This window comes from Tissierella sp., from assembly GCF_052089545.1.
GTDB lineage: Bacteria > Bacillota > Clostridia > Tissierellales > Tissierellaceae > Tissierella_A.
Genome location: NZ_JBQDAA010000009.1, coordinates 13,654 through 27,102, shown reverse-complemented (window position 1 = coordinate 27,102; position 13,449 = coordinate 13,654). Strand labels below are relative to the sequence as shown.

Below are 13,449 nucleotides of genomic sequence, written 5' to 3'. Positions count from 1 at the left end.
CTGAAATATACCTTTCTACACATCCATTTTGTCCACAAGTACACTTTGGACCAAATGGATATAGTATTGCATGTCCAAATTCTGCCGCCTGATAGTTTTGTCCTTTTAATATTCCTTCCTTTTCTAAAAAGACAGCACCACCCACACCAGTTCCAAGTGTAATCATTAAAAAGCTTTTCAAGTCTTTCCCATTTCCTACCCATTTTTCACACATTGCAGCTACATTCGCATCATTTTCTATAAAAATAGGGTGTTTAGGAAAAAAGGTTTGTAACTCTCTTCTAATATCAGTGTTTGCCCATCCAACTATATTTCCTCCAACTTCTAGTACCTTACCTTTTTCAGAATCAATAAAACCTGGAGAACCTATTCCAATACCAATTATGTCTTCTTCTAGAAGTTCATTAATTACTTCTCTTATACTACTTAATACATCTTTTCTATTGTTAGCCGTGAAGGTATCTCTCTTAATTTTCTTTAATATTTCGCCTTCCTCATTGATTACTCCTCCAAATACACTTGTTCCACCTAGATCTATTCCAATTGATTTTTTCATCATTACTCCTTTAGTTTAACTGTATTTTTCAAAAAATCATCTGCCCCTTTATTTATATCTTCTACATTAGCTTCCTTTAGTAAGCCATCATCTATATTGTACTTTTCCTTTAAATTCAATATTCTATATACTTTTTCATCTATTTTTTTCTCACTAATTTTTTGAGAGTTCACTGCATCTTCTACAGCTTTAAATACCAATTCCGGATTATCTTCCCCATGACAAATAAGTAATATATCTCCTCCAGAGTTTAAGTATTTTACACTAGCATCTTCTAAGCTATAGTTTTTAAGCACTGCACCCATAGTCATATCGTCTGATATAACTACCCCTTCAAATGAAAGTTCATTTCTTAAGATCTCTTCTATTATAGTCTTGGACATTGTAGCTGGATAACTTTCATCAATATCTTTATAAAGTATATGACCTATCATTATCATATCCGCCCCCTCTTCTATAGCGTTTTTAAATGGTACTAGCTCTAATTCTTTCAAGGCTTTTATATCCTTATCTATAATTGGAAGATCCTTATGTGAATCTATTTCTGTATCTCCATGGCCAGGGAAATGTTTTATTCCAGCTATTATCCCCTTATCTTTTAATCCTTTCATTGTAGCAATACCATTTCTTGTTACTACTTCTGTCTTATTTCCAAAAGCTCTGTCTCCTATTACAGGATTATTCAAATTGGAGTTTATATCTAATACGGGAGCAAAGTCAAGATTAAATCCTAGTTTATCTAATCTTTCGCCTATTATTTTTCCATATTCAAAAGATACCTCTTTTTTATCTATATCACCAATTATTTTAGCAGAGGGTAATCTTTTAAATTCACTTGGCAGTCTAGATACCCTACCACCTTCCTCATCTATCGAAATAAATAAAGGTATATTGTTTTTCTTATTTTGTATTTTTATATCATTTATTAGTTTTATAGATTGATCAATATTTTTTATATTTCTAGAAAAAAATATGACGCCACCTACCTTATAGTCATTTATATATTTTTTAATATCTTCATTAATTGTTGTTCCTTCAAAACCTACTATAAGGAGTTGACCTATTTTTTCCTTAAGTGTCATACTTTTTATTCTTTCCATGGTGCTATCCTTTGTATCTTCTAAGCTATTTTTGTCCTCTAAATCAACTAATTTATCATTCTCCTTAGATCCTTTTGTATTTTCATCTATTAATTTATTACAACTTACAGATGCAAAGACGATTAAACATAAAAGCATTATATAACAAGATTTTTTCCCCAAATAAATCTCCTCTTTCATTATAATTTTATTTTAGCTTATATATGTAGTCTTTACAAATATATAAAAAAATAAAACCTATAACAGGTTTTATTTTAATCTCTTCTTATATTTATTTATTTCTATTTCATTGGCTAATATAAAATGTTCCTTTTCTATTTCTACCCATTTTGGTGGCTGTTTTACATAGTTATGAATCTTTGGGTCATATATTTTTAACCTCTTCCTCTTTTCTCTTAAAGGATCTGGTAAAGGTATAGCAGATAAAAGTGATTTGGTATAAGGATGGATAGCATTTTTAAACAATTCTTCTGTTGGTGCCATTTCTACTATTTTACCCTTATAGATTACGCCTACTCTATCAGTTATAAACTTTACAACTGATAGGTCATGGGCTATAAAAAGATATGTCAAATTATTGTTTTTTTGTAGTTTCAATAATAGATTTAAAACTTGTGCTCTAATAGAAACATCAAGAGCAGATATAGGTTCATCTGCTATAATAAATTTAGGTTCCATGATTAAAGCCCTCGCTATTCCTACTCTTTGTCTTTGTCCACCAGAAAACTCATGGGGAAATCTAGATGAAAATTCAGGAAGTAAACCTACATCAAGTAAGGCTCTATCGACCTTTTTCTTTATTTCCTCTTTACCTATATTTTTATTTAAATTTAAAACCCCTTCAGAAATTATATAATCTACTTTTGCTCTTTCATTTAAAGAAGCTATAGGATCTTGAAATATCATTTGAATATCTTTTTTGACTTTTTGCTCCTTTTCTCTTTTTAATTTTCCCGCTATATCTTCTCCCTCAAAAATTATATTTCCTCCTGAGTTTTCATTTAGCCTTATGATTGCCCTTCCTATAGTAGTCTTACCAGATCCTGATTCTCCTACTAAGCCAAATATTTCACCTTTGTAAATATCAAAACTTACATTGTCAACAGCCTTAAATTTATTTTTGCCTTTCCCAAATTCTACTGATAAATTTTCAACTCTTAATATGGCATCTTTATTCATTTAAGATCCTCCTAAAAATTTATTTAACTTCTTTATATCTTCAGGAGGTTCTACTTTAGGGGCTCTTGTATCTAGAAGCCATGTTTTAGCCTTATGAGTTTTGCTAATATTAAAATAGGGAGGTGTTTTCAAAAAATCAATCTTTAAAGCCTTAGGATTTCTAGGTGCAAAAGCATCACCTTTTATTTCATTAAATAGATTTGGTGGAGTCCCTTCGATTGAATATAGTGCTTTACCCCTTTCACCTAATTGAGGAAGCGATGATAAAAGTGCCCATGTATAAGGATGTTTTGCATTATAAAATATTTCTTCAACTTTTCCTATCTCTACTATATCTCCAGCATACATAACAGCAACCCTATCCGCTACATTTGCAACTACTCCTAAATCATGGGTTATATATATAGTAGTTAAATTATATTTTTTCTTTAAATTTTTTAACAGTTTTAAAATTTGAGCTTGTATAGTTACATCTAAAGATGTGGTCGGTTCATCACATATTAATACTTTGGGATTACAGGCAATGGCTATAGCAATAACTACTCTTTGTCTCATCCCTCCAGAAAATTCATGAGGATATTGATTATATCTCCTATGAGCACTAGGTATTCCTACATCTTCCAATATTTTTATAGTTTTCTCTTTTGCTTTTTTTCCCTTTAGAATGCTATGAAGTTCAATTGTTTCTTTAATTTGCTTTCCAATAGTTTTTAATGGATTTAAAGAAGTCATAGGCTCTTGAAAAACCATAGCAATTTCTCTACCCCTTATTTTAATCCAATCCTTTTCTTTTTTATATTTTGAAATATCTTCTCCCTTATAAAAAATATTTCCCTCATCTATAAAGCCATTCTTATCTAATAGTCCCATAAAGGACTTTATAAAAACAGATTTACCCGACCCAGATTCACCCACAATAGCAAGGCTTTCTCCCTTATATACATCAATTGAGGCCTTTCTAATAGCTGTTAATGTCTCTCCTCTTAATTTAAACTTTACAATTAAGTCTTTTACACTAAGTATTTTTTCTTGTCTTTCCAATTATATTACCTCCTATATATGATTTTTAGGATCTGCAGAATCAGCAAATACATTTCCTATAACATAAAAAGAGATAGTTATAAGGGAAAGTATTATAGAAGGAAATATCAACTGATATCTTAAGCTACTATTCATCATAACACCTCTACCTTCATTTATTAAATTTCCAAGGGAAGGTATGTTTATAGGAAGTCCAAGTCCTATATAAGTTAAAAACACTTCACTAGCTATAGCAGCTGGTATACTAAGAGCCATGCGAAGCATAATTACAGACACTAAATATGGAAGTAAATTTTTAAATATTATTCTCGTGGTTGAAGTTCCAAGAGTTTTAGAAGCTAGATTATATTCTCTATCTCTTATTATTATAATTTGATTTCTTATAAATCTTGCCATACCTATCCATCCAGTTATGCACATGGCAAAAATTAATGTTGCTATACTGGGTTTCATTATATAAGTTAAAAGCACCATTACAATAGTAGTTGGTATATTGTTAAATACGTTGTAAATTTCAGTAATTATTCTATCTAAGTTTCTAACATATCCCCATAAAGAACCAATTATAATTCCAATAATAGCTTCCCATAACCCTACTAATATTCCTATAAATAAAGAAGTCCTTGTTCCACTCCAAATTCTTGACCAAAGATCTTGACCTATCGAATTAGTGCCAAATAAAAATGTTTTACTTGGAGGTTGATTTACAAGCTGCATATTTGTATTAGGATCAATCGAAATTTCAGTTGGAGGTATTTGTCCAGGTAAATATGGCTGTATTACTGTAAAGATTAAAAGAAATATAAGCATATAGAAAAAATATATAGCCACTTTATTTTTAGAAAATACTTTAAAAGTAGATCTCCAATACGAATAATTTGAATATCCTGTTTTATTAGCCGATCTTCTGTTAAATCTTGCAAATGTAAACAAGTTATTATTTAAAGAATCTGAGAGTTTTACTATTTTTTTATTACTCATCATCTTCCACCTGCCTTTTTTGATAAAGTAATCCTTGGATCTAAAATTGCCATAAATATATCACCTATGAAAAGTCCCAGTATACCTACTGATGAATAAATAAGCACCAAGCTCTGAACAAGTGTGTTATCTTGTCTTTGAACTGCATCCACAAGTAAACCTCCCATTCCGGGAATGGAATATAAAGATTCAATATATATAGAACCTGCTATTGTAAGTAAGATAGCACTTGGAAGATACTGGGCCATAGGAACAAATGCGTTTCTAAGTACATGTGAAATCATAATTTTGCTATTTCTCATTCCTTTAGCCCGAGCAAGGCTTACATAGTCTTTATTTATTTCATCTACCATATATCTCCTCATCCACATAGCATAGGATGCAATCCCACCTAATGACATAGACAATGTGGGTAATATAAAGGATAGCGGTCTATCTTCTGAAAAAAGAATGGGCAGGCCAAGTTTTTGAGTCAAATATATTTGAATAAATAGATAGTAGATTGCAGCAGGAATTGCATTTATTAAAACTATATATATAGTTCCCATTTTATCTAAAAACGCCCCTTTATTTAAAGCCATTATTATGCCAAGGGGTATTCCAATAACTAAAGATATAAACATTGCTGTTAGTCCAAAGTTTAAAGAATAGGGGATTTTATTTTTTAATATAGTAGATATCTCTACCTTAGGCCTATATATTATAGATTTTCCCAAATCTCCTTTTAAAATTTGTTTATAAAAACTTAAAAGTTGAACATGAATAGGATCCCTAAGCCCCATATTAGTAAGTATAGCTTCTCTTTGACCTTCATCAAGTTTTTCATAACCTTCTCCAAAATATCCTTCTTCTGGCATAAGTCTCATAAGTAAAAATACTATTGTTATGACTACAATAAGAGTTAGTAAAGATTGAAATAGCCTTTTTAAAGCATACTTTATCATTTTCCCCCTCCTTTCTTTTTAAGATATATATTACACATATTTTATTTAGAATATTTTAATGCCTCTTCCCGATTCTCTTCCCAAATCTTTAACCTTTCTTCAAACTCTTCAGTATTCATAGGCTCTTCCATTATTTTTTGACCTTTAAATCTTTCAGATGATAATCCATAAGGCGAATAAAGTTTTTCAAAAGGATTTAAATTTGAAGCTACGTATCCTCCACCACCTAACCCATAAGGAATTATAAAAGCTTCATTTATAAGGAATGCTTCTGCTTCTGCAAATAATAACATCCGTCTTTCTATATTCACAATTTCTTCTTTTGCTAAATTTAGCATATTTTCATATTTGCTCCTCCCATTTTCTTCAATATAGTTTATGGCTAAATGAGGTTTATTATAAGTTCCTTCCCTTGTAAATGGATCAGTAAATGTTTCAGGATCTGCATAGTCAGGTCCCCAATTTACTTCAAGTAATGCAAATTGTCCTGCTCTTCTTACATCTTTTAAAAATCCTGTAGGAGGTTTTGCTTCTATAATTATTTCTATAAAATCTTTCCCTAAGAGATTTCCCATTTGTTGCTGTATTACCTGTGCTCTATTGGCCCATTCAGGAACACCTGTATTATATGGCATTAATATTTTAACTGGAAATTTTACCTTTCCATCCAATTCTTCCATAGCCTTTTCCTTGAATTCTATTGCTTTAGATTTATCAAAAGTATCTATATCCACTATTTTCTCCAAGGAGCCAAATGAAGTATAATCTTTCCCTTTTATATTTACAAAGTCTTTAGGAGTTATAGTATTATGAATTCTCTTTTCTGGTTCAAATGGCTCTGTTGTCAACATAGCAGCTTTTCTATCCAAGGAATGAAATAATGACTTTCTAAAATTTATATTATTTACAGCTTCTTTCCAATTATCTGGTTCATATTCTTCTGCAAACTTGGGGTCAAAATTTAGTGCATAAAAATAACTATAATTATTTGTCCTGTTTGGTCTAAGTAATCCTTCTTTTTTATCATCTTTCATCCATTCATTCAATACTGTAGATGGTATACTAGCATCATCTATTTCTCCTCTTAAAAAAAGTTCTGGTGATAGGCTTTCTGCTTCTTTATTATATGATGCAACAAGTTTTTCTATATGTACTTTATCTATATCCCAATATTTTTCATTTTTCTTTAAAATTCTCTTACTTTGTGATTCAAACTTCTCTAATATGTAAGCCCCATTATAAAGAATATTTTTATTATCTGTTCCAAACTTTTCTCCTACTTCTTCTAAGAACTCTCCATTAACTGGAAAAAAACACACATAAGTAAGCATAGACAAAAAATAAGGAACTGGTTCTTCTAGTGTGTATTCTAATATATATTTATCTTTTGCTTTTACACCCACATCTTCAAAATCTTCAACTTCACCGTTATAGTATTTTTCAGCATTTTTAATTACACCATATGCAATATTTGCTGTTAGAGATTCATTTTTACTATCTAATATATAGGATAGTGAATCTACAAAGTCCTTAGCTGTAACTTCTCCGTATTCACTCCCATCTTCTTTCACCCATTTTACTCCTTCCCTTATTTTGAAAGTATAAGTTAGTTTATCTTCACTAACTTCCCATTCAGTAGATAAAGAAGGTTTTATTACACCGTACTTATCATAATCTACTAATGTATCTATAAGATTTGCAGCAACAGCAAATTCATTTGTACTAGAGGTTACTAGATAATTTAATGTAGTTATCTCTCCTGAATAAACCGACCTATATTCTTCAGATGCGTCTTTGTTTGAAGATTTATTGACACATCCAGAAATTAATAATGTTAATATCAATATTATAGACAATACTTTTTTCATATCTTCCCTCCTATTCATAATAAGTCAATTTTTAAATAATTAAACTTATCTATATATATCTATATTAGAAGTATTATAAAAATATTAATATTTTTGTAAATATTAAAAGAGCTAGTAAAAATGTTAACATTTTTACTAGCTCTTTATTTATTGATTTAAATAATCATTATTTAATTTAATATATATTTAAATCTAACTCATTTGAAAGTTCTCCTATTACCTTATATCCTAAAATAGAGTTTCCATTTTCATCTAATGATGGTCCAAAAAAACCTATGCCATATTTATCTGGAACTACACTTAAGACACCGCCAGCAACACCAGATTTTGAAGGTATACCAACTTTTGCAGACCACTCCCCACTAAAATTATACATGCCTGAATGAACCATTATCGATATCAAAAGACTACTAAGTTTTTTCTTATCAATGTGACTTTCAAGGTCTACATCTTCGAATCTATTTGCTATAGAAAAAGCTATATTTGCTAAATCTATAGTATTTATATTTATAGAACACTGTTTAAAATAACTATCTAATGTAGATTCTATATCTCCATTTATAATTCCCCTAGATTTCATAAGGTAGGCAATAGCTTTATTTCTATCTCCAGTATCTTTTTCTGATTTATAAACTTCCCTATCATAATCTATCTTAGAATTTAAAGCTAAAACTTTTACTAATTCAAGTATTCTATCAAACTTTTTTTCTCCATCCCCTTTTATTAAAGATGTTACAGCTATTGCACCTGAATTTAACATTGGATTTATTGCTTTTTTAACCTTCTCACTTTCAAGGTAACTTATTGTATTAAATGGCCTCTCTGTCCCCTCATATCCTACTATTTGAAAGACTTCTTCAAAACCTTTATCCATTATCGCAAGCATAAGAGTTATAATTTTAGAAATACTTTGTATAGTAAACTTTTTATTATAGTCTCCTACACTATGTATATTTTTATCTTTATCTATTATCGTTATACCACAATCTTCAATATTAGCTTTTCCTAACGCTGGTATATAATCAGCAACTTTTCCATCTTTGTAAAATTTTTTATTATCTTCTAGGATTTTTTTCAAAATCTTTTCCATTTTAATCCTCCCTAATAAAAAGATCATTTTCTAACTTCTTAAATAAATCATTTGTTGGAGCCTCAAATGATTTACCATTTAAATATTCCATGCCGTCTGTTAAATTATTAAATATAACCTTATAAGAATGTAGTACTTGATTTTCTATGCCATAGCTTTCCTTAAATCTTTCATTTATACTTTCTATACCATATTTTCTATCACCTATTAATGGATACCCAAGAGAAGATAAATGACTTCTTATCTGATGGGTCCTTCCCGTTATAAGTTCTACTTCTACAAGGGAGAAACCATTCTTTACTATTAAAGGTTTTATTTTAGTTATAATCTCTTTAGATCCATCTAAGCTTTTTGAAGAAATTTCAACTCGATTTTTAGATTCATCCTTTACAAGATATCCTTTTTCTATACCCTCTTTGTTCATTTCACCTTTTACAATAGTTTTATAAAATCTTCTTATATTTAAGTTTTTCAAAGCTTCATTTATAGTCTTAAGGCTTTGATAGTTTTTTGCTCCTATTATTAGTCCAGATGTATTTCTATCAAGTCTATTACATATTGAAGGAGTAAAGGTTTTTTCTATTCTTGGAACATAATCGCCTTTACGTATAAGATAAGAAATTAGACTATCCACTACATTTTCTTCAAATTCTCCTCCTCTTCCATGTGAGAGCATACCCGACTTTTTATTTATAAGAACTATATTCTCATCTTCATGTACAATATTTAACTTTATATTTGATTTTACTTCTTCCCTATCCGCTTCAAACTTTTTTATTGTATCTTCTGCAAGATATAATTGAATCTTATCTCCCTCATATATCATAGATTTTGGTTTTGTTCTTTTGCCATTAACTTTAATATTTTTCTTTCTAATCATCTTATATATGAAGCCAGCAGATGCATTAGCAAGATATTTTTTTAAAAACCTATCTACTCTTTGTTCATTTTCATTTTCATTAATTTCTATTTCTCTCAAGTTTTTTCACCTTTTCCCTCTCTTTATGCTATAATTATATTATATATTAGAATAAAGTAAAATTTTATTTATTTTTAAAATATAATTTGTACATAAAGAAGGTGAGTATGATGAAAGATTATTTAGAAAAAGCAAAAGATGTATTATATGATTTCTCAGACTATCTAATAATGGGTGGAATTATATTATCTATAGTACTCATCATTGGTTGGAGACTAGATATTTTATTTCCAGAAAATTTAGGCATGGCGAATTCAGAAGATGTATCTGAGATAGATAGGGAAATAGCTGAAGTGCCTAAAGATGATACTAAAAAAGTTGCAGATAAGGAAAATAAAACACCCGAGACAGATAAGGAAGAAGAAGCTGAAGAAATACCTAAGGTTATTAAAATTTCAATACCTAATGGTACTCATTCTACAGGTATTGGTAGTATATTAGTTGACCAGGGACTAATTGAGTCAACTAAAGATTTCGAAAACAAAGTAGTTGAATTAGATTTAGAAAAGAAATTGCGCTCTGGTGAATTTGATATAGCAAAAAATGAATCTCTAGAAACAATTGTAAAAATAATTGCAAATCAAAAATAATATATATTATGATTTTTTAAGCTTCTCCCCTCTTCTTATATATCAACGGTTTAATTTGTATCGTTTGTACCGATATGTAAATATAGGAGGGATATTATGAAAATAGAAAATATAGGTCGATTAAAAGATATACCAAATAAGCAAAATCTTGAAAACAAAAAAACTAATCTAAGACAAAATGAAAATGATAAATCTGCTGTATTACGTAACAAATCACAATTAGAATATAAAGGTCATTTCTATGACAAAGCAACAGTAGACAATCTAAAAAAAATTTCAGAAAAATCTTATGATCTTTTAAAGAATATGATTAAAGAGATGATTACCAAGCAAGGCAAGGCTATTAATATATTAGATCCCAATTCCAAGATTAATATAGATAAGGCTACACGAAGTGAGGCAAGTGAGCTAGTTTCTGATGATGGAGCATTGGGTGTAGAATCAGTAAGTGATAATATAGTAGACTTTGCAAAAGCACTTTCTGGTGGAGATAAAAGTAAATTAGATACTCTTAAAAAAGCTATTGACAAGGGCTTTAAAGAAGCTGGGAAAATGTTAGGAGGACTACCAGATATATCACAAAAAACTTACGATCGTATAATGGAAAAATTAGATAATTGGGAGAACGATTAGTCTTTTTCTTTTTATTTTAAGATATAAAAAAGGTGAAACCAGTACTGGTTTCACCTTTTTTATCAACTATTAGATATAGTTTATTCATAAATCATTCTATAATTTTAATATGGCTCGTTTATATATCCATCTATTAAAGATTCTTTTTTATCTTCTATAAAAACATTCTCTTCTTTTAAAACATCTAGAAGCCATTTAGCTTTAGAGTGGAAAATAGCTTCTTCATAATCAAGAAGTACTATTTCATATAGTTTATCTTTTAGAAATTTAGAGTTTACCTTTATGTAGTAAGCTTCTACTCCTTTAAATTCCAAAAACTTCAATAAACTAAGCGCTGCTCTGTCTTTTTCATGATAATAGTTGTTTCCTTTATTATAATAATATTTATAATATTTTCGATGTCTTCTAGTGTTTCTCGTTTCTTTTGCTAGCATATTATAATATTTTGCAAGAACATTATAATATTGATAATTAAACATACCTTTTTCATAACTATCTACTTTTAAAAATGGTTTTAAATTTGTTTTTCTTACTAAGTCAAAATTATATTCTAAAAATTCCTTTTTACTTATGTCTCCATTTGTAAATTGAATAATCAAAGAAGATCTTTCATCGAAAAACTTATCAAAAACTCCTTTTCTTTTATATATTGTCAAATTATACACCCATTCTAATTCTTTTAAGTTTATTATACCACAAATATCAAATGTTTTTTAATGAAAAAACTTCTTCTTTTGTTAACTCTCTATATTCACCAGTATTTAAGCTTTCATCTAATCTTAAAGTTCCCATAGAAACTCTTTTTAAATATATAACTTTCATAGATAGAGCTTCAAACATTCTTTTTACCTGATGATATTTTCCCTCTTTTATTGTTAAATATGCTTTTGATATTACATCAGAATTCATAATATCTAATTTTGCAGGTAGAGTAAGATAGCCATCATCTAATTCTATTCTATTTTTAAATCTTTCTTTGTGCTCTTCTTCTACAACCCCATCAACTTCTACATAATAAGTTTTTTCTACTCCTCTTTTAGGAGACAAAAGCTCATGAGAAAGTTTACCATCATTTGTTATTAGCATAAGACCTTCAGTATCTTTATCAAGCCTTCCAGCTGGAAATGGCTTAAATATAAGATACTCATCTGAAAGAAGGTTTATAACTGTAGAATCTCGTGGATCATCAGTTGATGAAACAAGTCCTTTTGGTTTATTCATCATTATATAAATAAACTCCCTATATATAACCTTTTCTCCATTTAAATATATTTCATCTTCGTATGGCTTTACCTTTAAATCATTTTTTAAAATCACTTCACCATTTACTTCAACATTTCCTTCTTTAACAATCTTTTTTATTTGTTTTCTACTACCATAACCCATGTTTGATAATACTTTATCCAATCTTGCTACTTTTGACATTTTATCACCTTTCTAATCTTTTTAGGAAAATTATATTTGTATAAATTTAAAAAATATGAAGAAACTATTTATAGTATTAAATATATTTTGGAAAGGAGATTATAATGGATACTAAGAATGACATAATAGAAGGTGTAAATTGTGTTGTAGATAATTGTTTCTACTATAATGAAGGAGATAAATGTGGAGCAGGAATAATAGAAATAGCACCTAAAGATGCTAATACTTCCGAAGAAACAGATTGTAATACATTTAAGTCTATCGAAAATATGAATTAAATAAAAAAGGCAGATATCTGCCTTTTTTATTTAATTTAAGCATTTACTCTTACTACTTCTTCAAATGCTATTGGTTCTATTTCTATACAATATTCTTTAATTTCCTCTGGTAGATCTTCTAAAACATAATCTACATTTATAAAAAATTCTGTTCCAAATTTTTTTGAAATAATCTCAAGTTTTTCCATTAAAACCTTTAAGTCCTTTACTCCTATATCCATTATTTTATAAATACCATCAACGTATATCTTTTCTATATCATAATCTCTGCTAATTATTCCACATAAAAAGCCATAGAAAGATTCAATATTCGAAATCTTAAATTCCATGGCATTTATAAGTCTTACGTCATAATCTAAGGTAAATATATGATTGTCATCAACATCAACAAAAGCAATATTACCATTGCCCTCTCTCTTATCCCTATTTGCACTATCTATTAACCACTTAGTCTTACCTGTCCCTTTAGCACCTAAAATAAACTTAACCATGTTAAACACCTAGCCTTTCTTTTATATTAATTTAATAATTTACATAAAATGAGTCTTTTTACATTTAACTGTTTTCATATTTTTTAGAGCTTTTCCATTCAAGTAATTAAATTTTTTTCCTTGATAAGAGTTATTATCTTCCATATTTTTTACTATTTCATCTCGTATCTTCCACCAAGATGTATTCCAGTTTACAAATAATCCATTTTCTTTAGGAGCTCTTCCTATAATTCTTTGAACAACTATATTTGGATTTAGATATTCTAAAAATGTTATTACTCTTTTTTTATAATC

General features: G+C 28.8%; 15 protein-coding genes and 1 pseudogene. 3 read left to right on the top strand and 13 right to left on the bottom strand.

Features of this window, described 5'->3' with window-relative positions; genetic code table 11:
- The 9 genes from ACTHW2_RS01795 to ACTHW2_RS01755 all read right to left on the bottom strand — a co-directional run.
- Positions 1 to 556 (bottom strand): ROK family protein (locus ACTHW2_RS01795; protein WP_442262014.1); only part of this gene is annotated, 556 nt, incomplete at its 3' end.
- A 2-nt stretch (positions 557 to 558) separates the two neighbouring features.
- Positions 559 to 1,794, bottom strand: a complete 1,236-nt coding sequence (gene nagZ / locus ACTHW2_RS01790; protein WP_442262013.1) for a beta-N-acetylhexosaminidase — start codon at positions 1,792 to 1,794, stop codon at positions 559 to 561.
- Between the two features lie 111 nt (positions 1,795 to 1,905).
- Positions 1,906 to 2,835: an ATP-binding cassette domain-containing protein gene (locus ACTHW2_RS01785; protein WP_442262012.1), complete on the bottom strand. Its 930-nt coding sequence runs from the start codon at positions 2,833 to 2,835 to the stop codon at positions 1,906 to 1,908.
- Positions 2,836 to 3,876: an ABC transporter ATP-binding protein gene (locus ACTHW2_RS01780; protein ID WP_442262011.1), complete on the bottom strand. Its 1,041-nt coding sequence runs from the start codon at positions 3,874 to 3,876 to the stop codon at positions 2,836 to 2,838.
- 12 nt (positions 3,877 to 3,888) lie between these two features.
- Entirely contained in the window at positions 3,889 to 4,857 is a 969-nt protein-coding gene (locus ACTHW2_RS01775) for an ABC transporter permease (protein WP_442262010.1), read from the bottom strand.
- Positions 4,857 to 5,801, bottom strand: a complete 945-nt coding sequence (locus ACTHW2_RS01770; RefSeq protein ID WP_442262009.1) for an ABC transporter permease — start codon at positions 5,799 to 5,801, stop codon at positions 4,857 to 4,859. The genes ACTHW2_RS01775 and ACTHW2_RS01770 overlap by 1 nt, the downstream gene beginning before the upstream one ends.
- 41 nt (positions 5,802 to 5,842) lie before the next feature.
- A complete protein-coding gene (locus ACTHW2_RS01765) occupies positions 5,843 to 7,669 on the bottom strand; it encodes a peptide ABC transporter substrate-binding protein (RefSeq protein WP_442262008.1) in 1,827 nt (608 codons plus the stop codon).
- Between the two features lie 175 nt (positions 7,670 to 7,844).
- A complete protein-coding gene (gene glsA / locus ACTHW2_RS01760) occupies positions 7,845 to 8,759 on the bottom strand; it encodes a glutaminase A (protein WP_442262007.1) in 915 nt (304 codons plus the stop codon).
- A gap of 1 nt (position 8,760) precedes the next feature.
- Entirely contained in the window at positions 8,761 to 9,738 is a 978-nt protein-coding gene (locus ACTHW2_RS01755) for an RluA family pseudouridine synthase (protein ID WP_442262006.1), read from the bottom strand.
- A 110-nt stretch (positions 9,739 to 9,848) separates the two neighbouring features.
- On the opposite strand from ACTHW2_RS01755, the gene ACTHW2_RS01750 reads away from it, so the two are divergent.
- Together ACTHW2_RS01750 and ACTHW2_RS01745 are read left to right on the top strand one after the other, a co-directional pair.
- Positions 9,849 to 10,328, top strand: coding sequence for a hypothetical protein (locus tag ACTHW2_RS01750; protein WP_442262005.1), 480 nt, complete (start codon positions 9,849 to 9,851; stop codon positions 10,326 to 10,328).
- Positions 10,329 to 10,424: 96 nt separating this feature from the next.
- Positions 10,425 to 10,961 carry a hypothetical protein gene (locus ACTHW2_RS01745; RefSeq protein ID WP_442262004.1) on the top strand — a complete coding sequence of 179 codons (537 nt, stop codon included), beginning with the start codon at positions 10,425 to 10,427 and terminating at the stop codon, positions 10,959 to 10,961.
- 104 nt (positions 10,962 to 11,065) lie between these two features.
- Here ACTHW2_RS01745 and ACTHW2_RS01740 read toward each other — a convergent pair whose 3' ends face one another.
- Together ACTHW2_RS01740 and ACTHW2_RS01735 are read right to left on the bottom strand one after the other, a co-directional pair.
- Positions 11,066 to 11,626, bottom strand: coding sequence for a DUF6648 family protein (locus tag ACTHW2_RS01740; RefSeq protein WP_442262003.1), 561 nt, complete (start codon positions 11,624 to 11,626; stop codon positions 11,066 to 11,068).
- Between the two features lie 37 nt (positions 11,627 to 11,663).
- Complete coding sequence (locus ACTHW2_RS01735) at positions 11,664 to 12,386, bottom strand: pseudouridine synthase (RefSeq protein ID WP_442262002.1); 723 nt, start codon at positions 12,384 to 12,386, stop codon at positions 11,664 to 11,666.
- 104 nt (positions 12,387 to 12,490) lie between these two features.
- Between ACTHW2_RS01735 and ACTHW2_RS01730 the strand changes: the two genes are divergently transcribed.
- On the top strand, positions 12,491 to 12,664 hold the full coding sequence (locus tag ACTHW2_RS01730) for a DUF1540 domain-containing protein (RefSeq protein WP_442262001.1): 174 nt from the start codon (positions 12,491 to 12,493) through the stop codon (positions 12,662 to 12,664).
- 35 nt (positions 12,665 to 12,699) lie between these two features.
- Here ACTHW2_RS01730 and ACTHW2_RS01725 read toward each other — a convergent pair whose 3' ends face one another.
- Together ACTHW2_RS01725 and ACTHW2_RS01720 are read right to left on the bottom strand one after the other, a co-directional pair.
- Positions 12,700 to 13,155 (bottom strand): hypothetical protein, encoded by a 456-nt coding sequence (locus ACTHW2_RS01725; protein WP_442262000.1) that lies wholly within the window; start codon positions 13,153 to 13,155, stop codon positions 12,700 to 12,702.
- Between the two features lie 39 nt (positions 13,156 to 13,194).
- Positions 13,195 to 13,449, bottom strand: a pseudogene (locus tag ACTHW2_RS01720) (hypothetical protein); the annotation flags it as partial.